Annotated in this window: 27 protein-coding genes; all 27 read right to left on the reverse strand. The window is 67.8% G+C overall.

From position 1 onward, the window contains the following. Nucleotides 1-6: 6 nt before the first annotated feature. The 27 genes from Actob_RS39390 to Actob_RS39515 all read right to left on the reverse strand — a co-directional run bounded on the left by Actob_RS39390 (nucleotide 7) and on the right by Actob_RS39515 (nucleotide 19,450). Nucleotides 7-378 carry an RNA polymerase sigma factor sigma-70 region 4 domain-containing protein gene (locus Actob_RS39390; protein WP_284917060.1) on the reverse strand — a complete coding sequence of 124 codons (372 nt, stop codon included), beginning with the start codon at nucleotides 376-378 and terminating at the stop codon, nucleotides 7-9. Then, nucleotides 375-701, reverse strand: a complete 327-nt coding sequence (locus tag Actob_RS39395; protein ID WP_284917061.1) for a hypothetical protein — start codon at nucleotides 699-701, stop codon at nucleotides 375-377. The genes Actob_RS39390 and Actob_RS39395 overlap by 4 nt, the downstream gene beginning before the upstream one ends. Continuing rightward, nucleotides 698-1,879 carry a hypothetical protein gene (locus tag Actob_RS39400; RefSeq protein WP_284917062.1) on the reverse strand — a complete coding sequence of 394 codons (1,182 nt, stop codon included), beginning with the start codon at nucleotides 1,877-1,879 and terminating at the stop codon, nucleotides 698-700. The genes Actob_RS39395 and Actob_RS39400 overlap by 4 nt, the downstream gene beginning before the upstream one ends. Beyond that, on the reverse strand, nucleotides 1,869-2,099 hold the full coding sequence (locus Actob_RS39405; RefSeq protein ID WP_284917063.1) for a hypothetical protein: 231 nt from the start codon (nucleotides 2,097-2,099) through the stop codon (nucleotides 1,869-1,871). The genes Actob_RS39400 and Actob_RS39405 overlap by 11 nt, the downstream gene beginning before the upstream one ends. Continuing rightward, on the reverse strand, nucleotides 2,096-2,713 hold the full coding sequence (locus Actob_RS39410; RefSeq protein ID WP_407653493.1) for a toprim domain-containing protein: 618 nt from the start codon (nucleotides 2,711-2,713) through the stop codon (nucleotides 2,096-2,098). The genes Actob_RS39405 and Actob_RS39410 overlap by 4 nt, the downstream gene beginning before the upstream one ends. After that, nucleotides 2,595-2,978: a CHC2 zinc finger domain-containing protein gene (locus Actob_RS44175; RefSeq protein WP_407653494.1), complete on the reverse strand. Its 384-nt coding sequence runs from the start codon at nucleotides 2,976-2,978 to the stop codon at nucleotides 2,595-2,597. The genes Actob_RS39410 and Actob_RS44175 overlap by 119 nt, the downstream gene beginning before the upstream one ends. Continuing rightward, the gene (locus tag Actob_RS39415) at nucleotides 2,975-3,379 is read right to left on the reverse strand and encodes a hypothetical protein (RefSeq protein ID WP_284917065.1); all 405 of its coding nucleotides are present in this window, start codon (nucleotides 3,377-3,379) and stop codon (nucleotides 2,975-2,977) included. Before Actob_RS39415 ends, Actob_RS44175 begins: the two co-directional genes overlap by 4 nt. Further along, on the reverse strand, nucleotides 3,376-4,101 hold the full coding sequence (locus tag Actob_RS39420) for an AAA family ATPase (protein WP_284917066.1): 726 nt from the start codon (nucleotides 4,099-4,101) through the stop codon (nucleotides 3,376-3,378). The genes Actob_RS39415 and Actob_RS39420 overlap by 4 nt, the downstream gene beginning before the upstream one ends. A gap of 136 nt (nucleotides 4,102-4,237) precedes the next feature. After that, the gene (locus Actob_RS39425; RefSeq protein ID WP_284917067.1) at nucleotides 4,238-4,687 is read right to left on the reverse strand and encodes a hypothetical protein; all 450 of its coding nucleotides are present in this window, start codon (nucleotides 4,685-4,687) and stop codon (nucleotides 4,238-4,240) included. A 59-nt stretch (nucleotides 4,688-4,746) separates the two neighbouring features. Continuing rightward, nucleotides 4,747-5,232, reverse strand: coding sequence for a hypothetical protein (locus tag Actob_RS39430; protein ID WP_284917068.1), 486 nt, complete (start codon nucleotides 5,230-5,232; stop codon nucleotides 4,747-4,749). A 34-nt stretch (nucleotides 5,233-5,266) separates the two neighbouring features. Next, entirely contained in the window at nucleotides 5,267-6,055 is a 789-nt protein-coding gene (locus Actob_RS39435; RefSeq protein ID WP_284917069.1) for a hypothetical protein, read from the reverse strand. Nucleotides 6,056-6,218: 163 nt separating this feature from the next. Next, nucleotides 6,219-6,503 (reverse strand): hypothetical protein, encoded by a 285-nt coding sequence (locus tag Actob_RS39440; protein ID WP_284917070.1) that lies wholly within the window; start codon nucleotides 6,501-6,503, stop codon nucleotides 6,219-6,221. 330 nt (nucleotides 6,504-6,833) lie between these two features. Beyond that, nucleotides 6,834-7,277, reverse strand: coding sequence for a hypothetical protein (locus Actob_RS39445; RefSeq protein ID WP_284917071.1), 444 nt, complete (start codon nucleotides 7,275-7,277; stop codon nucleotides 6,834-6,836). Nucleotides 7,278-7,689: 412 nt separating this feature from the next. Then, the gene (locus tag Actob_RS39450) at nucleotides 7,690-7,986 is read right to left on the reverse strand and encodes a hypothetical protein (protein ID WP_284917072.1); all 297 of its coding nucleotides are present in this window, start codon (nucleotides 7,984-7,986) and stop codon (nucleotides 7,690-7,692) included. Between the two features lie 48 nt (nucleotides 7,987-8,034). After that, nucleotides 8,035-8,799, reverse strand: a complete 765-nt coding sequence (locus Actob_RS39455; protein WP_284917073.1) for a peptidoglycan-binding domain-containing protein — start codon at nucleotides 8,797-8,799, stop codon at nucleotides 8,035-8,037. A gap of 82 nt (nucleotides 8,800-8,881) precedes the next feature. Next, nucleotides 8,882-9,226 (reverse strand): DUF2746 domain-containing protein, encoded by a 345-nt coding sequence (locus tag Actob_RS39460; RefSeq protein ID WP_284917074.1) that lies wholly within the window; start codon nucleotides 9,224-9,226, stop codon nucleotides 8,882-8,884. Then, complete coding sequence (locus Actob_RS39465) at nucleotides 9,217-10,275, reverse strand: fibronectin type III domain-containing protein (protein WP_284917075.1); 1,059 nt, start codon at nucleotides 10,273-10,275, stop codon at nucleotides 9,217-9,219. Before Actob_RS39465 ends, Actob_RS39460 begins: the two co-directional genes overlap by 10 nt. A 13-nt stretch (nucleotides 10,276-10,288) precedes the next feature. Then, nucleotides 10,289-10,987: a hypothetical protein gene (locus Actob_RS39470; protein ID WP_284917076.1), complete on the reverse strand. Its 699-nt coding sequence runs from the start codon at nucleotides 10,985-10,987 to the stop codon at nucleotides 10,289-10,291. 24 nt (nucleotides 10,988-11,011) lie between these two features. After that, a complete protein-coding gene (locus Actob_RS39475) occupies nucleotides 11,012-12,640 on the reverse strand; it encodes a Gp37-like protein (protein WP_284917077.1) in 1,629 nt (542 codons plus the stop codon). Continuing rightward, nucleotides 12,640-13,485 carry a phage tail family protein gene (locus tag Actob_RS39480; RefSeq protein ID WP_284917078.1) on the reverse strand — a complete coding sequence of 282 codons (846 nt, stop codon included), beginning with the start codon at nucleotides 13,483-13,485 and terminating at the stop codon, nucleotides 12,640-12,642. The genes Actob_RS39475 and Actob_RS39480 overlap by 1 nt, the downstream gene beginning before the upstream one ends. Before the next feature lie 17 nt (nucleotides 13,486-13,502). Beyond that, entirely contained in the window at nucleotides 13,503-16,838 is a 3,336-nt protein-coding gene (locus Actob_RS39485) for a phage tail protein (RefSeq protein ID WP_284917079.1), read from the reverse strand. A 4-nt stretch (nucleotides 16,839-16,842) separates the two neighbouring features. Further along, complete coding sequence (locus tag Actob_RS39490; protein WP_284917080.1) at nucleotides 16,843-17,064, reverse strand: hypothetical protein; 222 nt, start codon at nucleotides 17,062-17,064, stop codon at nucleotides 16,843-16,845. A 140-nt stretch (nucleotides 17,065-17,204) separates the two neighbouring features. After that, on the reverse strand, nucleotides 17,205-17,543 hold the full coding sequence (locus tag Actob_RS39495) for a phage tail assembly protein (RefSeq protein ID WP_284917081.1): 339 nt from the start codon (nucleotides 17,541-17,543) through the stop codon (nucleotides 17,205-17,207). A gap of 57 nt (nucleotides 17,544-17,600) precedes the next feature. After that, complete coding sequence (locus Actob_RS39500) at nucleotides 17,601-18,176, reverse strand: phage tail tube protein (protein ID WP_284917082.1); 576 nt, start codon at nucleotides 18,174-18,176, stop codon at nucleotides 17,601-17,603. Between the two features lie 70 nt (nucleotides 18,177-18,246). Beyond that, nucleotides 18,247-18,744, reverse strand: coding sequence for a hypothetical protein (locus tag Actob_RS39505; protein ID WP_284917083.1), 498 nt, complete (start codon nucleotides 18,742-18,744; stop codon nucleotides 18,247-18,249). Continuing rightward, nucleotides 18,741-19,121, reverse strand: coding sequence for a DUF5403 family protein (locus Actob_RS39510; RefSeq protein ID WP_284917084.1), 381 nt, complete (start codon nucleotides 19,119-19,121; stop codon nucleotides 18,741-18,743). Before Actob_RS39510 ends, Actob_RS39505 begins: the two co-directional genes overlap by 4 nt. Next, complete coding sequence (locus Actob_RS39515) at nucleotides 19,121-19,450, reverse strand: phage head-tail adapter protein (RefSeq protein WP_284917085.1); 330 nt, start codon at nucleotides 19,448-19,450, stop codon at nucleotides 19,121-19,123. Before Actob_RS39515 ends, Actob_RS39510 begins: the two co-directional genes overlap by 1 nt. Nucleotides 19,451-19,592: the final 142 nt, after the last annotated feature.

A 19,592-nucleotide genomic window follows, 5' to 3' on the forward strand; every position in this document is an offset into this window, starting at 1 on the left:
GCTGGATCAGGCGGCTGGCTCTGGTTCCCCGACCGGTTCGCCGTTGAGAGTGTCGACAATGCGGCCGACGCCGCGTGCGAGGCGTTCTGAGGTGGTGGACGCGGCTACGCGTTCGTGGCGGGCAATGATCTTCTGTGGCCAGTCCAGGCCGAAGCGCATGACCAGTGCACGGCGTTCCGGCTCGGTCAAAGGTGCACTGGTCCAGCCGGTGTGGATGTCGGCGAGGTGGGCGTAGAGGGTGCCGGCGTGGGCCGGGTCGGCTGCGGCGCGCGGCATGTCCGGGTCGGGTGCGCTGGGGTTTTCCATGCCGTACGCGAAGCCGGTGTCCCAGACGGCCGGCAGGAGCTGTTCGACCAGTTCGCGGGTGTAGGTGCTCACGCGGCCTCCGCTCGGATCTGCTCGTAGGAGACGTGGCGGGTCCGGCGGTTGGCGTCGGTCTTGACCATGTCGACCAGGTCGCACCACAGCCGGTGGTGCAGCATGCCGAGGCCCTTGCCGAGGTCGGCGAGGTAGTCGCGGACGATCTCGGCGTCCTCGGCGAGGCGGATGAGGGCTTCCTGGTAGAGGTCGTCGTACTCGGCGGTGTGCTTGTACTGGGCGGCGACTCTGATGGCCGCGCTGCGGGCGACGTCGGTGACGCCGTCGATGTCCAGGACCGTCCAGTCGACCGTGGTCGACAGTTCCCCCGTGGTCATGGTCAACGCACTACCTCCTTGATGTTGGTGTTGCCGTCTTTGGTGATCGCGACGATGAGTCCGGGAGCGCCGCCGGTGCCGTGGGCGTGGCGCCACCAGGTGGATTCGGCTTCCATGGACGGGACCTGGATGAAGGTCCGCGGCCCGTCGGTGTCGACCAGCTCGTGGTGCAGGTGGCCGGCGACCAGGAGATCGGCCTGGTGCATCGCGGAGTCCTTGTTGAAGGCTTGGCCGCGCCACCAGTCGAAATGCCGGCCCGGTTTCCACTGGTGTCCATGGGCGTGGGCTACGACGGTGCCTGCGATGTCCAGGACGACAGTCAGTTCGTCGGTGCCCGGGGTGTAGAACTCGACGTGGCCGAACGCGGCCGGGTTGAGCTGCACGGCGTCGTGCACGGCGATCAGCGCATCGGTGTCGTGGCTGTCGTCGTATCGGGTGAGGCCGCGGCCGGCGATCCGCGCTGCTTCGCCGTGATTGCCTGGCACCGCAGCCATGGACACCCGCTCGGCGAGCGGGGCGAACAGCTCCACGGCGTGCAGCATCACGCGTCGGGTGAGCCGAAGCTGATCGGTCAGCGGCAAGGAGGTCCGCCACGTGTTGGCGCCGGCCTGCGCGGTGTAGCCCTCGATGTGATCGCCGAGCCAACCCACGTGGACGCGGCCGATGTCGCACCGCTTGCGGTACTCCACCAGCAGGTCCGCGGCTCGGTTGAGGCAGCCGATCGTGCGGTGCAGCGCGCCGGCCGCACCGTCGCCGTCGATCTTGCCGAACTGCATGTCGCCGAGCAGCACCAGGAAGCCGTGGTCGCCGTCGGGCCGGCGCGGTGCCGGCTCGTGTGCCTGGACCTGGGCCAGTAGTTCGTCCAGCGGCACGCCATCTGTGCTGGTGCGATCGGTGCGGGTGAAGGCGTAGCGGGTGCTGACGCCTTCGCCGCCGCCGGCCATGGTCCAGGTCGATGAACGGAACCCGGTGACCGTCCAGCCGGCAGGGTCAAGGCCCTGGGCGCGCAGGTAGGCGCTGGCGGCGTCCTCGGTGACCTCGTCGCTCTGGCCGCGGACGGTGACCGTTGCGGTGTCGCCGCGGACTTCGAGCTGGCGGGTGAAGTCCCGCTCGGTGGTCAGCCGCGCAGGGATGCTCAGGCCGACGGGCTTGGCCAGCAGCTCGGCCAGAAGGTCATCGGTCATCGCGATCTCCTGAGGAGCGCAGCGAGCGCCGGTAGGTGCGGATGGTTGACGCGGACACCGCTGTACCGGACCGGCCGAGCCAGTCGGCGAGGTACTCGGCGCTGGTGTTGCCGAGCAGGTGCACGCGGAATACCGCCCGGGTTGGCTCGTTCATGGCGTTCCAGGCGGACTGGAGCCGCGGGCCGGGATTGCCGGGCAGGCTGGTGGTTGCCACGGTCATGCGGCCTCCTTGGTGATCAGGGCGTGCAGGGCTGCTGCGCCGCCGGCCAGGTAGGTGTCCGTGACGTCGCCGCGCCGCAGCCGCACGCCCTTCGCGCTGCGCAAGGCGCGGCAGACCCGCGCGGTGAAGTCCGCTCCGGCGTCGTCCGGGTCGCCCCAGACCCAGACGCGGGAAAAGCCGGCCAGCATCCGCCGGTGATGTGACTGCCAGCCGTTGGCGCCGGGGATTGCGACCGCGGGCAGGTGGGCAGCGAGGGTGAGCACCTGGGCGTCGAACTCGCCCTCGGCCACGTGGATTTCATCGCCGGCCTCGTGGATGGCGCGCACGTTGTAGACCCGGGCCGGCTCGCCGGTGATGGACATGTACTTGCCGTGCCCGTGCGCCCGGTGGTCGTGTTCGGCCAGGCACCGGAACCGCATGCTCAGCGGCTGCCCGGTGCGATCCAGGTACGGAATGGCGAGGAAGCCGCGGAAGCGTTCGTGGCCGGGCAGCGGGTCAGCGACGACGCCAAGCCGGAACGTACGTGCCGTTTGCTGGTCGATCCCGCGGGCGCGCAGGTACCTGACGGCGTCGTCCGTAACGGCTGCCTGATAGGCCGCTGTCGCTTCCTCCATCGCCTCGCGTTGCGAGGCCGACAGAGGCTGCAAGGGCTCTGGCTCGGACAAAGTCGACGCCCTCCTTTTCCATGATCAAGCTGTATGAGTCGCCGCCCTTGCCACAGGAGTGGCAGCGCCACAGGTCGCGGTCGGTGTCGATCGAGCAGGACGGGGTGTGGTCGTCGTGCAGCAGGCAGGCCACCATCTGCGTCACCCGGACCGGGTCGACGGTGATGCCGTAGTGCTCCAGCACCGCGACCAGCGATGGTTTCGACTGCGTCATCGCCTCCCCGGGGTCGGCAGGTCCAGGCCGAAGTAGTCCCGGACCGTGGTCAGCACGTACGCGTCACGCCAGTTCGCCCCGCGCCGCTTGACCACGGCGATGCCGGTCACCTCTGCCAGGGACAGCCCCCGGTGGAAGGCGAAGTGCGCGGCTTCCTCGCTGGCCTGGCGGACGAACTCAGCGGGATGCAGCACGCCGGCCTTGGCCTCGATGACCACGAACCGGCGGGCCGGCAGGACAACGGGATCAACCCGAACGACGTGGTCGCCCTCGTCCTCGGCCCCGGTCAGGGCGAGGCGTTCGATGTCGAAGCCGGACTCACGCAGACCATCACGGACGACGGTTTGCCAGCGCGCGCCGGCCCGCCGGTTGCGCTTATTGCGCGCAGCAATATCGGTCATGACGATGGCCTCACAAGCGTCGGCTGCGCACGGCGCAGCGGAGAGTTGGCGTGGAAACGCGTGCGCTCCGGCTCGCACCACAGCACCGCGTACTTCCTGGCTGTCGGGTCCGACGGCCCCATCCGCTGCTTGATCACCGCGATGCGGAACTCCAGGGAATGCGGATCCAGCGCCACGCTTAGGCTCAGCTCCGGCTTCTCCGACAAGCCGCCCTTGACCTGGTCGCGGGAGGGCGGCGCCCACGGATCGGTCTTCGCTTCCCACGACTTGTCGCTTGCGTGATGCAGCACGATCACGGTGGCGCCGGTGGAGCGGGCCAACTCGGTGAGCCCGGACATGACGGCCATCTGCGCGGTGTAATCACTCTCGGCTGCGTCGAAGTCCATCAAGTTGTCGCAGACGATCACCTGCGGATATGCGTCCCAAAGCTCGACGTAGGCTTTCAGCTCCTCGTCCAGGGCCTGCCACGTGATCGGCGAACCGAACGCGAACGTGATCTTCGACGGCGCCAGCGCCGACATGTACCGCGCCCGGGACTCGCCGCCCGCCGCCATGCCGGCCTCCACCTGTTCGGTGGTGTCGCCGGTGACCATTGACGCCAGCCGCGAGCTGGCCGTGAACGGGGACATGTCGGCCGAGTAGTACAGGGTCGGCAAGCCCATCTGCGCGACCCAGAACAGCGCGAGGCCACTCTTCTGCGTGCCTGAACGGCCGGCGATCATGACGACTTCCCCGTGCCGGGGCCGGCACCCGCGCGCATACAGCGCAGCGAATGCCGGCACCCGCGGAAGTTCGCGACCGGACTCGGCGTGCAGGCTGAGCGACCGTCGAGGCGTCAGCATCTGCCACCAGCCCCGATCAGTCGAAGCTCGGCATAGCGCCGGACGCGCGGGCCGCGTCCACGGCGGCTTCCCGCTGCTCCCAGTAGGCGCCCACGACGGCTTCGACCTCCCACTCCACGTCCCGGAACGCGTAGCCCGAGCCGTTCTTGGTGGGGATCTTGCGGACCACGGCGACCATCGCGCCGCCCATGACCCGCTCCAGGGTGGAGGTCAGCATGCCGTGCACCACCCGGGCACCCTTGATGACCTCGGTCGGCTCGCCCTTCTCCAGGGCCTCGCTGGTGCCGAACACGGTCACGTCGGCGGTGACCTCGTCGCGCAGGGTGGTTCGACCCTGGTAGGTGTTCTCGACGCCCTTGGTAATGCTGGTCGGCTCGATCAGCAGGGCGAGATCGTTCATGTGATCGATGGGCTTGAAGAAGGTGCCACCCGAGATCGAGGACGGCTTGGCGAACGAAAAGCTCACGGTTGAGCGGTCTCCCTAGACAGAGGTTGACTACATTTACACGTGCAGGTGTGGAGCGTTCAGTGGGCCTGGCTCAGTGCCCGTCCGCGGGCCTTCCAGGCGGTCATGATCGCCGGATCGGCGAATGCGTCCTGGTTCTCCAGCCACAGTCGCTCCAGGCTGCGCACGTCCGGCGCCTGTTCGATGAGGGCCAGCAGTGGATTGACTGCGGGCGGCTCGGGCGCCGGTTGTGATGCCGCACGCTCCCAGGCGTCGGACCCCGCAGGGGTTGCAGGGGCTGGCTCGCGCTCCGCCGAGGCGATGACCATGCCGCCGAGGCCGGCGGCGATATTGCCGACGCCGTGGGCGACGCCGGTGGCGTTGACGACGAGATCGGACAGGGTCAGGTTGACTACATTTTCACGTGGAAGGCCGAAATAGTCGACGATGTCCTCGCGGATCTCCGCGGCGAGCCCATGGAAGACGACCCAACTCTCCTCGTAGCCCTTGCCGTATTTGATGGTGACGGTGATTCCGCGGCCTTTGGGGTCGCTGGTGATGCCCACCGGTCACGCTCCTCTCGATCTTGAGCGACTCAATTTACACATGGGTGTCCAGCGATGCCGGCCCGGGGGTGTCGCGGATGCCCCCAGGCCGGAACGGCACAAGGATGTTGCGGGTGGACCGGAGCTGGCGGATCTGGTGTGCGACCTGAACGGCGCCCCAACCGATCGTGAGGTCGATCCAGTGAACCGTGCACTGCCCGGTGCCCGCGGGTAGGTGGATGATCAAGCCCCACTCCTGGCTCACCTCGGGCAGCGGTGACCTCGCCTGGGTGGCGTGGTCGTAGAACAGGCCGCGGGAGTAGACGGCCAACTGCATGGCCATTTTCAGGCTGCCGCGGTCGACCGAGCCTGTCTTGAGGTCGGTGATGAGGTTGCCGGCGAACGGGCTGCCGGCAGGGCCGGGGCCCTCGTAGTAGCAGATGCGGTCCGGCGTGCCGGCGACCTTCAGTGCGTCCACCACGACCAGGCGTTCCACGTGGACTACGTCGAGGTGCACGGTGGCGGTCTTGTATGCCGCCATGTCGGTGACGTCCTGCGCCGTTCCCGGCGGGAGTGGTTCGCCCCGGTCGACGTGTTCGGACAGCTTGTGCAGGTAGGTGCCCTTGTCCCGCTTGGCGCTGCCACCGGCCAGATCGGCAGCGCGGTCGGCGAGGCGGTTGAGTGTCTGCTTGTCGGCCCGGTCGAGGGGGTTCAACCGTCGTGCCTGGTCGACCAGCCGCGGGTCACGGGCGGCCCCGACCAGGACCATGCGCTTTCCCCAGGCGCCGAGAGCGGTCTTGTCCTCGATGCAATCCACAAAGGTGGTGCAGCGCGTGTAGGCCACCAACTTGGCGGAACCGGGAACGTGGATCAGGGGCCTGTCGTACCGGTCCCGCGGAACGCTTGCCGTGGCAGTGCTTTCAGGCGGGTCTTCCACCTGGCTGGGCCGGGTCCATCGATGGGCCAGCGTGCTTGCCTCCCTGGGTTTGCGGTGTATGTGTACGCGGCTACCGCAAGGGGTTGCGGTCGTCATCGAGCGAGTCCAGGGGCGCCAACCAGATACGGATCATCTGATCGGTGAGGAACTCAACCTCGTCCTCAAGCACCTCCAGGCCAAGCTGATGCGCCTGCTGGAGCACCTCGCTCATCGAACCAGGCGGGTGACCCAAGGGCGCGTCGATGTAGAACTCGTAGGCGTCTGCGTCGCAGACCAGCAGCACGCCTTCCTGCCGCTCGATGCGGCGATCGGCAGGGAACACACTGGCGCTGCTATCGCGTGAGACTTGGTCCATGCCGGGAGTCTCACTTCCGTCGAGGGTTAACGTCTCGGAAAGTGGCCCCCGCTTGTTCCCGGATCATCTCGTTGTCTCACCGTCCCTAAAGCACAAAGAGCCCCCCGTGCAGCCGAACGGCCGCAGAGAGGCTCCACCTCTGCTGTGAGGAATGCTCGCATTTGCAAGTTGGTTGATCACCCTAGTCGGCTCGCATCGATTGCATAGACCTCCATGCCGCCTGGCCGGCTTCAATGGCCGAACGGATGATCAACGGCGTCCGAACGGTTGATCTTGTCCGCCTAGCAAAGGCTGACCGACTCGCACCGGTTCATGCCGGAACGCACCCAGTCAGTCGACGGCGAGTCGCTTACCGGTGGCGTGAGCGGGGCGACGAACGATGTCGGTGTCGCCAGGCTCCCGAGGCACAAGCTCGAAGCCCTTCTCGGGGCTGTAGGCCACGACCTCATTGTTGTCATGAAGCTTCTTGAGGAAGCCGTTCACGCGGCCAAGATCTTCGGGGCGGACGTCCTTGCCGGCACGCCGCCGCGCCTCCGCCCTGAGCATCAGGGCCGGATAGTCGAAGCGGTGATCCTCCTCCAACCGCCACGGCATCAGGTCGTCATCCTGCACGGTGCGCCGGTCGAGGCCATGCCGACTGCGGAAGTTGCCCCACATGCTGATGGAGGTCTTGATGCCACGTCTGAGGTACTGATCGCGCATCCACCTGAGACTGCGCCCCTCCTCGAACCACCGACGCACCTCACCTTCATCGGTGATCTTCGTGGCCACCATCGCGTGCCCTCCGCCCAGCGCTCGACCAAATGGGGCCGCTAGTCCCGCACTCAATGTGTAATTGATAGCGGAGGGCGTGGGGTTCGGTCAACTCGACCGAGGAGCCACAACGATCACTTAAGCCGAAGGAAAGAAACCCAGACACCCACACCCGCCTCGCAGCCGGTCAAATCAGGGCTGACCTGCGAATAGCCACACCAGCGGGAAGGGATCAGGAGTGGTGCACTCCTGCATGGTCATCGATCCCAGTTCTTCGAACATATGTTCGAGAAATGGTCGGCTACCGACTCGCGGAACCGCCGTTCAGTGGCCGCAATTGCCACCGAACAGCGCAGGTGTGTTCGGGTTCGTGACCGCATCGCCACGCTGGGAAAAGGCCCGGCGTAGCGATACGGACCGGTGTGCTTCGGGCCTACTCGACGATGCTGTCCGCAGCGTGCTCGGGCGGCTCACCGGTCGACAGCCACGGCGTGTACGTGTCGATGAAGCCGATCACGGCGGGCAGCGCCATGATCCGGGTGATGAGGGTGGCGCCGGCGGTGATGCCGGCCGCGATGCCGGCGAGGGTCGCGTACTGCTGCGCGGTCAGGTGCTCGCTGGCGGTCTGAAGCACGACGGGGATGACAACGAGCAGCACGCCGGCTGCGGAGACGAGGGTCTGCACGGCGGTGCGGATGGTACGCCGCCGCGCGTCGATGGTCGGGGTCACGAGTTGTTTGCCTCCTGGTGATTGGTAGGGGTCAGTGCCGGTGGTGGTTCACATGCGGTCGATGGACCGCCAGGTGGGCGGGCCGGCGATGCCGTCCACGGTGAGGCCGCGCATCTTCTGGTACCAGCGCACCCGGGCCTCAGTCTTGGCGCCGAACTCGCCGTCGGGCTTCGCGCCGATCATGCGCTGGAGGAACAGCACGTGTTCGCCCTTGGCGCCGCGCCGCAGGACGGGGCGCAGTTTGCCCTTGCACATGGTCCCGCTCGGCGCGGGGGTTCCTGCCGGCTTTCCGGTGCGCTTGCGCCAGGCCGCGAGGGACTCGCCCTTGAGAACGCTGATCAGCGCGTCCTTGTTGGCCCAGCTCTCGGCGTGCTCGCGGTTCTCGGAAAAGTGAATGTGCCATAGGTGCGAGGAGTCCGAGGTGACTGCGCGGTGGTAGCGGCAGTCCCAGCCCTCCACGTCGCGGTCGTGGTCGGCCTGGCCGTAGAACTCGCGCCAGCCGTTCAGGCGTTCGTCGCGGTTCTGGCCGGCGGTCAGGATCCGCGACGTGTACTTGTCGATCAGCGTGTAGTCGCCGCGCTGCGCGGACGGAAAGGTCCAGTCCAGGGCGGCGGCCTTGTCGCTAGGGCCGCGCTTGTCCTGGGCGTCGCGTACGGAGTAGTTGCTCTTGGCGTTGTTGTTGCGGGTGTTGTGGTAACCGGGCTTGTTGGCGTAGATGCCACCGAGCTGCGTGCTCGGTTCCAGCTCCTTCAGGGCCAGCCAGAGCTTCCACATGGCGTCGGTGATGCGGGCCGGGTTGGGGTTGCCAGACACGAAGCGGTGACCTCCTAGAAATGGCGAAAGGCCCGTCCCCCGGGCGGGGAAAGGGCCTGAAGGTGGCGACAGATGGGGTTGGTCAGCCCTCGTCGAGGTGCTTGGTAAGGCGGCGCTCGACGTCCAGGCGTTCGGCGCGTTCGTGACGCAGCTCGGCGCGCAGGTCAGTGATGCCGGTGGTGTGCAGGGTTTGAGTCGCTTCGATGCGGGCGACCGCCGCGATGACCTTGTCGATGTCGTCGCGCAGGTTGCTGCCGTGGGAGTTCTCGACCTGGTTGCGGACCTGACCGAGCCGCCGATGCGAGCGGCGGAGCAGTTCGAGGGCGACGCTGACGAGGGCGACGATGATCGTGCCGGCGGCGGTGACCACCGCTGACTGGACGGGGGTTTCGAGGGCGAGGATGTGCAAGGGGCGAGTCACTTCCATGCTGTCCCGTTGCCGACCTTGACCAGGGCGAGCACCCACGACGATCCGTTGCCGACCCACACGATGGCGTCGCGCCACGTCGTGCCGTCACCGACCTTGACGCCGGACAGCGTGGTGAAGGTGGCGGTCGTCGACCAGGCGCCCGACCCGGCAGCGTTGATGGCACGGGTACGGACGTAGTAGATGGTGCCCGGCAGCAGTCCTGTCAGGGCGCCGGGCGATGAGGGGTCGGTAACTGACGCGACGTTCGTGGTGAAGCCGGCATCGGTGGCCCGCTGGATCTCGTAGTTCGTGATGGCCGCACCGCCGGTGTCCGATGGCGCGTTCCACGTCACGTTTGCCGAGGTCGGCCCCACGTCACTGATGCCAGGAAGGCCAGGCCCGGACGGTGTGGTGATGGCAGTCGTGAAGGTCCGGGTGCCGGACCAGCTCGACCAGCCAACGCGGTTGTGCGCCCGCACCCGGGCGTAGAGCACCGTGCCCTTCGGCAGGCCGGTGACAGTCCTGCCGGCCCACCCCTCCACGTCCCAGCTCGCGATCACATCGGTGAAACCGGAGTTACGTGACACCTGACCTGCGTTGCGGTCTAGGGCTGCTCCGTTAGTCGCGCCGGCCGACCAGGTCAGGTTCACGCTGGTCGCGGTGATGGAGCCGGCGGTCGGTACGGACGGCGCGGCCGGCACGGACGGGGGACGTTTCGGCAGGGTGATCGTGCGGGAGTGGGTCGGGCTGGCGCCGTTGAAGGCGCCGGACAGCCGGGCCGAATACGTCATCGTGCCGGTGCCGTCGTAGTCGACGGCCGCGCTCACGGTGACGGTCTCCAGGAGCTTGCTCGCGCCATTGGCGAGCGAATTGTGGAACGAGCCGGAACCACCGCCGTTGCCGCTCAGCGTCCAGGTCTGATCGTCATCGAAGTCGAAGTCGTCGGAGCACTGAATGTAGAGCTTGCAGGTCACCGTGACGCTGGTGCTCGATGTCGATGGCGTGCTGGTGGTCAAGTCAATGCCGAGCCGAAGGTGGCCGTCATAGGAGCCCCAGGTGATTGCCACTGCGGGACCTCCTTTACTGCGTCGGCTGAATCCAGATCCGGTTCGCCAGCGGCGTGACGCCGGGCTGGGTGGGAGAGACGATCAGCTCGTAGCCGCCCCATTGGCTGGTGTTGTCGGCCTGGCCAGCGGACAGGTTCTGCCAGGCCGCGCCATTCCAGAATTCCCAGCGCTGGGTGTCGACGTTGTAGCCGAGCTTGAACCGCCGGGGCATCTTCGGCCGGGAGTAGTTACGCCAGACGCCGGTCCGACTGCCGGAAAAACGCCGATCGTCGTAGACCATCGCGGCGTCGATGGTGGTGACGTTCGCCTGCACCGTGACGATCGCCAAGGCGTCCTCGAAAATGCCGGTGTCGGTCTGTGTCAAGTCCGGGACGGCAGTGTCCCCACCCGCGCCCGGCGTACCCTTGAGCACGGCGATCTCGCCGAGGTTGGTCGACGGGTTGATACGCAGCACCACGCGGTCGTAGCGGGTTGCGGTGTTGGCGGCCTCGATGGTCCGGGTCTCTACGGCGGTCGACGCGAGGGCGTGCCCGCGGAGCAGGGCGAAGCCGGGCTGGATCTGCACGGCCATGCCGCCTCCGCCGCCGGACACCTGGAAGCCGCTCCCGCCGTAGCCGTCAGCGACACCAGAGTCCTGAAGCTCCCGCGCCCAGGCACTGAACTGGGCCTCGCTGGTGTCTTGATCATCAAAAGGGAAGGCGGTGATCGCCACAGGGGAAAACCTCCACAGGGAAAGTCAGCCAAGAGGCCAGGAGATACCGGCCAGGGAGACCCAGGTGTCGTTGGCTGAGGCCGTAGCCGCCTGCTTGGCGCGAACGTTGAGTTGGCCGCTGCTGGTCACGAGAATGTCGAAGGGGACGCCAGTCCCGTTATCTGCCGGGAAGAACCAGTCTCGGTCTGGGCGGACGTCTGTCGACAGGCCGAAGCCGAGGACGTAGAAGGCGTGGGCGGCCATGCTCAGCGCCGCCGGTCCGCGCTGATAGATGCCGCGCAGGTAGACAACGCCGTTGACGACCCGGTAGGCAGGGGTCTGTAGGGCGGAGTAGGACTTCCAGGCTGAGTCGATGCCGAGCGGTATCCAGGCAGTTGTGTCCTTCGCCGTGATCGCGGCGACCTGCGCGGCGGTCTGCTTGGCCATCACCGCAGTGGTCCCGGCGGTGGCCGCGGTCGTGCGTTCCAGCGCCGAGACGCGGCTTTCCACGGTGGCGATCCGGGCGGCCGTGGCCCGGATCCGGTTGAACCCGGTCGGGTCGCCGACCAGCGCGCCGAGGCGGACACCGTCAGCGCCGGCCTTGAGGACGTAGCCGGTCACGGTGCTGGACAGCTCCTGGCCTTCCACGACCACAGCTACCTTGTCGCCCATCTGCCAGGCCGGGCCGTAGGGCATCGAGCTGTCGTCCATCGGGACCGCCTGCACCGCCAGGCTGGTGAAGCCTTCGCGGGCCAATTCCTCCAGTCCGGCTTGGTCCAGTTCGGCGTGGGTCTCTCGCGAGGAGTTGTCCTTGAACGTCTCGATGCGGCGACCCCATTCGGCCTCGGCCGCCAGCGAGGTGGGGGTGGTCGAGACCACGAAGTTGCGGATCGTGACCTTCGCGTCGTCGACCAGATCCTTGCCCTGCACCAACACGCGGGTCGCGCCCGGCGGGCCGACGATGACCTTGTGACCCGCGAGGGTGCTGTTGGCGATGTCGAGGCGCACGACGTCCGTGCGGTCGCGCACGGCGTAGGTCTCGAAGACCAGGCCGGTGCCGCGCTGCACGATCCGGAAGCCGAGGCCGGCGGGGACGGCCAGCTCGGTGAGTAGCTTGCCGAGCTGGTCGTATCGCGCGCTCTTGGTGGTGGTTGGGCCGCGGGCGGCGTTCGCGCCCATCGTGAGCCGTTCCAGGAAGGTGCCCTGGCGGCGCAGAGCGGGTGCGGCCGGGCCGATGTTCGCCGAGACGAAGGCATGCAGCAGCGTCTCGACGGGGCCGGTCCGCTTGTCCTCGACTGCGCCGACGCTGAACGGGAACGGCCGGTTCGGGTCGTAGGTGGCGGGGTCGGCGTAGGCGAGGGAGTCCAGCAACAGGACCGAGTCGGTGACCCCGTGGATTTGCAGGGTGCCGACCGGGTCTGCCGCGGTCGCCTCGCTCTGCGACTCGGTGACCGGCCCGGAGAACAGCACGTCCGTCTTACCGGTCACGATGATGCCGGCGCCTGGAGTGCGCAGCAGCCCGGCGAGCGGGTGCTCTACCGGAAGCCGCAAGGTCCACGCGCCGACGTTGTTGTGGTTGACCTCGGCTGCAAGGTCGAGGTCCTCCGGGCGGATCTGCCCGACCCGGTCAAGGGTGCGGTTGCGTACCTCGACGGTCAGATCATCGAGCCGCACTAGATCACCACCCGCTTTCGTGGCTGGAAGGTGCACGTGATCGAGCTGGCCGTGGTCACGCCATCCAGCGAGGCGACCGCGACGCTGGTGCCCGGCGGCACGGGCCAGAACTTCGGCGCGGTTGTCAGCGCGGCGTACCGGTTCGCGCCGGTGCCGTCGGTGACCGAGGCCGTCCGGCAATCCAGGATCAGCCGCTCACCAGCGGCCAGGGTTCCCGTCCAGCGAAGCTGCTGGCCGGTAGGTGACCGGGCGATGAAGTTGCCCCCTGGCCCTGCCACGGTCCACACCGGGTAGGCGGGGGCCGTGCCGATGTTGTTGAGCCGGATCGAGCCGATCGCCTGCGAGGCCGTAACTCGCAACCGGGTCAGCGACCCGTTGAGCAGGCCGCGGCCGGCGCCGGTGTTGCGGACCATCTCGGAGGTAGACACGCTGTACGTCCAGTACGGCGAGCCGGCCCGCAACGTGATGACGGTGGTCAGGTCGCGTTCGCCGATCGTGTCCGCGCCGTACGTCCAGGAGCCGCCGCCTTGCCAGGCGACCTGGGTCGACCAATAAGTGCCGTCGTCCTCATACCAGCGCAGTTGCACCGGGCCGGAAGCCAGCATCAGTTCCAGCCGGGCGACCAGCTCCTGAAGGCGGGGCCGGCTGTCGGCGACCAGGTGGATCGGCAGGTCGATGTCGCGCGAGCGAAGACGCGAGCCACGATAGACCGCGCCGTCGCCCGCGCCTTCCATCCACTGCGCGCTCACCTCGGGGAAACCCAGGCCGGTCGCACCAGACAACGCCTGCATGCCGGTCCCGAAGAGCAGCACGTCATCGAGGTTGATCGTGTCGGTGCTGCTCACGAGGGTGAGATGCCGCATTACCAGCCCACCATCCTTGCCCGCGAGGCTGCCGCGAACAGGTCTTCCTCGCTGTCGAGGGAGTTGTTCGGGGCCGCGTAGTAGTTCAGGACCTTCGTCAGGCCCGCCTGCCCAGTGCCGTTGAGAGCGCCGGTCACCTGCGCCGCCAACCCGGCGGTATCGAAGCCGGCAATGCTGGGCGGCTGGATGGTCATCGCGCCGATCTCGCGGGTGAACCCGGTCAGGGACTTGCGCACCGTGGCGTACCGGGATTCCAGACCGGACAGGAAGCCCTCGATCACGAGCTGCCCGGCGTCGACCAGCAACACCCGGTCGGTGCTCGCTGGTCCCTTCCAGTCGGTGAGCTTCGAGGTGAGGTTGCCGAGAGTGTCCTTCACCTTGCCGAACATGCTCATGATTCCGTTGATCAGCCCCTGGATCAGCTTCACCCCCGCGCTGACCAACACGGCGCCGAGGTCGCCGAGCGCGGCCTTGGCCTTGCCCGGCAGTTCTCTGACCACGGTGATGGCGTTGCTCACGCCGGTCGAGAACGCGGCCTTGATCGCCGACCACGCCGCTCCCGCGGCGTCCTTGATCGCCGTCCAGGCCGCGGAGAACAGCGACCTCAGCCCCGACAATGCCGAGCTGCCGATGGAGCCGAGCGCCCCGGTGAACGCCGACCAGGCACCCTTGAGCCCAGCCCAGATCCCGTCGACCAAGGCTTTGATACCGGTCCAGGTGGCGTCCCAGGCGCCCTTGAGCAGGGCCAGGCCCTTCTTGGCGACACCGAGAATCCCGACGTTGATGATCACATCGAAGGCGCCGACGATGACGTCCCAGATCCCGGTGAAGACCTGCTTGACGCCCTCCCACACCCGCGACCAGTCACCGGTGAAGATCCCCGCGAGGATGTTCCAGAGACCCTTGATCACGTCGACGACGCCGGTGAAGACCTTCGCCACGCCTTCGATCGCCGTGATCAGGCTGTCGACTAGCACGGTGGCGACCCACTTGATGGCCGGCACCAAGTACGGCATCAGGAAGTCGACGACGGCTTGCAGCGCCTGAAGGAACGGTTGCAGCGCCTGCGCCACCTTCGCCAGCGCTTCGCCCAGGCGGGGCAGCGCCGCCGCGATCACTTCGCCGAGCGCGGTCAGAATCGGCGTCAGGATCGACGTGATGAGCTGGAGCAGCATCGTGATCAGTGGCGTCAGCGCCTGCACGATGACGCCAAGCGTGGGCCCCAGCGCCGCAAGGATCTGTTGCACGATCGGCGCCAGTGACGTCAGCAACTGGGCGATGACCGGCGCAATCGCCGCGATCAGTTGCGCGATGATCGGCAGCAGCGGGGTGATCGCCTGCAATGCCGTCACCAGCACCGTGCCCACCAGTCCGCCGAGCGAACTGACCACCGGCGCCAACGCGGTGAAGGCTGACGTCAGCGCGGGCACCAACCCACCGGAGATCATTGACGCCAACGCGCCCGCGACCTGGCCGATGACCGGCGCCAGTGCCGTCATCGCCGCCCCGAGCGCACCGCCCAAGGTGGAGATCAGCGGTTGCAGGGCCGGGGCGAGCGTGGTCACCGCGTTCGCAAGAGCGGTGAAGACGGTCGCCAGGGTCGGACCGAGGGTGGCGATGAACGTGCCCAGCACCGAGGCGAGCGCCCCGAATGCCTGCCCGACCGGGCCGATCGCCGGCGCGAGCGCCTGGACCGCGGTCTGGATCCCGCGGAACAGGTCGACGATCCCGCCTTGCACTGCCGGGCTGGCCAGCGCGGACGCGACCGCGCCGAGGAGTTGCCCGATCGCCTGCCCCGCCATCGGCAGGACCGTTTGCAATGTGCCGGCGAGCTGGGTGAACAGGTTCTCGACCGCGGGCCCGGACTGGGTCGCAATCAAGTTCATCGCGTTGTGCGCCGCAGCGAACACCCCGGTCAGCCCGGCCTGGAAGCCGGGGCTGTTGACCACCTCGGCGATGTGCTGGAGCGAACTGGCGAGGGTGGCGAGGGCGGAGCCGCCCGCATTGGTGGCCGCCTGAGCGACGCCGGCCAGGATCTGCCCGACCGACAGCAGCACCGTGCCCAGGTCCCGCAGCGCGGCAAGCGCGGTGTCGATCCATGCCTTGAGCCGGCCGTCCGCGGCTGCCGCGGAAAGCCAGGTGTTGAACTGCGTAGCGATGTCGACGAACCAGCGCGCGAGGGCGGGCAGGTAGCCGGCGCCGACCTCGCCAAGGATCCGGATGCTGTTGGCCAGCGCGCCGGTCGCGCCGGTCGCGATGGTGATCGAGGTTGAGAGGTCGGCGAACATGCCGGCCAGGGCGCCGTCGAAACTGCCGGTCAGGGCGGTGGCGAGGCCGCCGAAGAAGCCGCCCAGTTCGGTGCTGACCTTGCCCATGCCGGCGGAGAACTGCGGGAGCAGTGTGTCGATTAGGCGCCGGATCGGCTGCTCGGCCGCCGCCCAGAAGTTCGTCGAGATCGTCGCCTTCAGCGTGGTGAGCTGGGCCTTGACCTCGGGGATGACCTTGTTGAAGTCCTTGAACGCGACGATCGAGGCGCCCAGCCCGATGACGAGGCCGCCCAGCAGGCCCGGCAACCCGAGCACGGCCGGCGCGATGCTCGCCAGGGATGCCGACAGCGCGGCGAGGTTGCTGGCCGCCGCGATCCCGACCCCGGACAGCCCGGCAATCGCGAGGGCGAGACCGCCGATGATCGGCGCCGCTTTGTCGAGATTCTTGATCGATTGCCAGAGGTTGTCCAGGAGGTTCCCGACCGCGCGGGCACCGGACAGCGCCGCCAGGGCAGTGGCCGCGCTTGCCAGCGCGCCCTGGTTGACGGTGGGAATGATCGGGACGGTCCGCGGGCGGGTCAGCACCGCGAGCCGGGCGTTTACCGCAGCGCCGGCCCCGTTCGCGAAGTCCACCTTGACGGGGATCTTCAGCGGGCTGATGTCGCTGGCCCAGTCCTTCAGCTTGTGCTCGACCTGCCGCAGCGATTCCTCGTCCAACTCGGTGGCGAGCACCGCCCCGACCAGGTCCGCGTGGATGCGCAGCTTGCGACCGTCGGCCTTCTCTTGCAGCTTCCGGAGGGCTTTGGTGATCTCCTCGTCCATGGTGGACGTGGCGATCGTGGTGTAAATCCGCATCTTGCGGCCGTCGTTGGTCCGGTTCTCCTGGTTGATCCGCCGCAACTCGGTGAGCGCGTCCCGCAGGCCGCTGGTCAGGTCGATCTTCGCCTGGACCTTGACCTCAAGCTGCTTCTCGATCCGGTCGAGATCCTTCTGCGCCTGCCGGCGGAACTGGTCGGTGTCCGGCAGTACCCGCACCGACACCCGGCCGATCACCTGACCAGCGGGCATGCGATCACCTCCGCTGGAATCGCTGATAGAGGTCGGCGACCGTGACCGGCCGCGTGGCCTGCTCCGGTGCCGTCGTCGGGCGTGGCCAGGCCGGCAGCGTCGGCGCCTTGCCTTTCCACTGGCCGGACGCGCGGGTGTTGAGGTTCACCGCGTCGTAGGTCGCGGCCAGCACATGCCGGTCGACGCCCCAGCCGAAGTGGTCCCGGCTGCCGGCTGCGAGCGCCACCGTGAGAGAGGTGTCGGGCAGCCGGCGCACGAGCAGCAGGACCAGCGACGGGGCGGGACCGTGCCCGCCGATGACGTCGGCCAGGTCGATGCCGTAGTGGAATCGCAGGTCGGGGTAGATGCCCTCGCCGTACTGGTCGATCAGTCGGCAGAGGGCGAGGCTTCCCCCGCCTGCGTGCCCTCCGTGTAGCGGCTGAACACCTCGACCAGCACGGCCAGGTCCCCGCCGATCGACGCGAGCAGCGCCTTGGCCGCAGTCGGGGACTCGGCGACCAGGGTCAGGGCCTCGGCCAGCAGCGCCTCCTGATCGGCGCCCTCAGCGTTCAGCTTGTCCTGCACGGCCATCAGCGCGTCGCGCTGCTTCTTGCCCAGGCGCAGCGGGTTGAGCAACTTCACCGTGCGGGTTCCGGTGTCGATGTTGGTCGAGCCGTACTTGCGCTCGGCCGCCGCGCGGATGTCGTCGAGCATGATCGTGGACATGGAAAGCGAGACCTCCAAGGTCAACAGAAAAGCGGGAGGGCGCAGCGCGGCGAGCCGCTACAGCACGGTCGAGGGCTCCGGGGCCGGCTCGACGGTGCCGCCCAACGGGGTGACGGCGTACGTCCAGCCATTCGAGCCGTGCACCATGGGCTTGACTCCCAAGGGCAACCCGGCCAGGGACTCGGTGTCGGAGATCGACATGTCGTCGGCCCGGTACACCTCGGCGCGTGGGGCGTAGAAGCCGAAGTGATTGCTTCCGTCGATGAACACGATCAGGAAGGCGCACTCGGTCGGCACCGGCTCGGCCGGCACGCCCAGCAGCCCGGACGGCAACAGCGGAGCGTTCGCACCGTAGAACAGCCGCAAGCCGTCGATGTCGAACTGTTGCAACGTGAACGTGAGCGTTTCGGTCCTGGCGCTGTACTTCGTCCGCAGGCTCTTGTTCTGCAACGTGCCGAGCACGGTGGCCTCACCGCCTTCGGAGCTGACTCCAAAGATGTCTTCGAGGGAGGTATGCCCGACGTTGCCCCACGGGCTGGAGGGGGCGAGCAGGTCCGCCGGGAACGCCGTTCCGGTCGGCGCCTTGAAGTAGTTGCCACTGCCGATGACCAGCGTGGCGGCATCATTAATCACGAATATGGGCTCCTCATGGACACGCCGAAAGCCCCGCCACCGCTACGGGCGACAGGGACGGCAGAACAGGTCAGGCAGAGGGAAGGGGCCGCGCGAACGGCTTGCGGATCGCGACGCGGTACAACGTCTCGTACCGCCACACACCGGTAGGCAGATCCGCGAACTGCACCGGGCCGGTGGCGGTGGCCCAGTCGGTGACCCGCCGCGGGGCCGAGGTCATGGTGACCCGAGTGAGATGGCCGCGCTGCGGCACCGACCGGTACATCAGCCACGCGTCGCGCAGCGCCACCCGGACCGCCTCGGCCAACAGCGCCGCATCCTCGTCCCCGTTCGGGTCCGCGCAGAAGGTATGGATAGCGACGTCCGCGGAGTCAACAAAGCGGGGATCACCCATCCACTCGCCGAACGACGGCTGCCGGCGCACCAGCACCATCGGAAACGTTTGGTTGTCCCAGATCAGCGACTGCACGCTGATCCCCGCCAGGGCCTCGCGCAACAGCACCAGGAGCAGATCCTCCACCGGGCTCAACTCGACCATCGCACGGATGTGCGCCGGCAAGCCACTCATCGGCGACCACCCCGTTTCCGTTTACGCAACTCGGGAACGCGGATCTTCGGATGCGACTTCTTCGGCAGGTGGGCGGCGCGGTGCAGGATGAACAGGCCATCCATCGCCGCATACCGCTCACCGGTCTCCGGGTCGATGTAGCCGGCCCGACCGAACTCGATGCTCATGGCGGCCTTCTGACCGCGCTCGTCGGACAGCACCACGAACCAGTCAACCCGGCCGTGCTCGATGTCGATCTCGGCGTGGCCGTCCTGCCGGTGAGCGATCAGCTCGACTTCGGCGCGAGCGGCGATCTCAAACGTCCGTGCCTCCAACGCGGCCTGCACACCCTCGATCACGGCGACCCGCTTGGGAGCAGCACGGAAGATCTTGGCCATCAGGGACGCTCCCGAATGTCGATCGACCAATGCCGTGTGCGGCGGGTGCCGTGGTGGTAGGCCGGCGGCGTGACCACATCCCACTGCCGGCCCGCCCACGCAACCCGCGACCACAGGTTCACGTCTGGCAGGTCCGCGGCGACGATCATCCGGGTGACGTTGATCTGCGCCTGGCCCGGCACTTCCGCCCGCGCGGACCGCTGGGGAATGAACGCGGCCCGAACCTCGTGTGGCCCGTCCGCGTCGGCCACCACGACCTCGTTGCCGCGGTTGTCGACGATGGTCTTGGCCTTCCAGATGCGCGCCGCTTGGCCGCGCCGACGTTGCATGCTCAGCGCTTCACCTCCGCTCCGGACCGCCATCGGCGGACGATTGCCCGGAACTGCCGTTCGACGAATACGGCGTCACGCCACCGGGTCCGCGCAACGACGAACTGCGCGATCCCGTCTGGGCCGGTCGTGAAGTCGCAGC

The organism is Actinoplanes oblitus (assembly GCF_030252345.1).
Taxonomy (GTDB): Bacteria; Actinomycetota; Actinomycetes; order Mycobacteriales; family Micromonosporaceae; genus Actinoplanes; species Actinoplanes oblitus.

What these genes read in the sequence shown, in the direction of transcription:
- Actob_RS39515 (WP_284917085.1), bottom strand. Translation starts at nt 19,450, where the DNA reads ATGCAACGTCGGCGCGGCCAAGCGGCGCGCATCTGGAAGGCCAAGACC.
- Actob_RS39505 (WP_284917083.1), bottom strand. Translation starts at nt 18,744, where the DNA reads ATGAGTGGCTTGCCGGCGCACATCCGTGCGATGGTCGAGTTGAGCCCG.
- Actob_RS39400 (WP_284917062.1), bottom strand. Translation starts at nt 1,879, where the DNA reads ATGACCGATGACCTTCTGGCCGAGCTGCTGGCCAAGCCCGTCGGCCTG.
- Actob_RS39445 (WP_284917071.1), bottom strand. Translation starts at nt 7,277, where the DNA reads ATGGTGGCCACGAAGATCACCGATGAAGGTGAGGTGCGTCGGTGGTTC.
- Actob_RS39510 (WP_284917084.1), bottom strand. Translation starts at nt 19,121, where the DNA reads ATGGCCAAGATCTTCCGTGCTGCTCCCAAGCGGGTCGCCGTGATCGAG.
- Actob_RS39460 (WP_284917074.1), bottom strand. Translation starts at nt 9,226, where the DNA reads ATGGAAGTGACTCGCCCCTTGCACATCCTCGCCCTCGAAACCCCCGTC.
- Actob_RS39440 (WP_284917070.1), bottom strand. Translation starts at nt 6,503, where the DNA reads ATGGACCAAGTCTCACGCGATAGCAGCGCCAGTGTGTTCCCTGCCGAT.
- Actob_RS39485 (WP_284917079.1), bottom strand. Translation starts at nt 16,838, where the DNA reads ATGCCCGCTGGTCAGGTGATCGGCCGGGTGTCGGTGCGGGTACTGCCG.
- Actob_RS39410 (WP_407653493.1), bottom strand. Translation starts at nt 2,713, where the DNA reads ATGGAGGAAGCGACAGCGGCCTATCAGGCAGCCGTTACGGACGACGCC.
- Actob_RS39415 (WP_284917065.1), bottom strand. Translation starts at nt 3,379, where the DNA reads ATGACCGATATTGCTGCGCGCAATAAGCGCAACCGGCGGGCCGGCGCG.
- Actob_RS44175 (WP_407653494.1), bottom strand. Translation starts at nt 2,978, where the DNA reads ATGACGCAGTCGAAACCATCGCTGGTCGCGGTGCTGGAGCACTACGGC.
- Actob_RS39420 (WP_284917066.1), bottom strand. Translation starts at nt 4,101, where the DNA reads ATGATCGCCGGCCGTTCAGGCACGCAGAAGAGTGGCCTCGCGCTGTTC.
- Actob_RS39405 (WP_284917063.1), bottom strand. Translation starts at nt 2,099, where the DNA reads ATGACCGTGGCAACCACCAGCCTGCCCGGCAATCCCGGCCCGCGGCTC.
- Actob_RS39495 (WP_284917081.1), bottom strand. Translation starts at nt 17,543, where the DNA reads ATGTCCACGATCATGCTCGACGACATCCGCGCGGCGGCCGAGCGCAAG.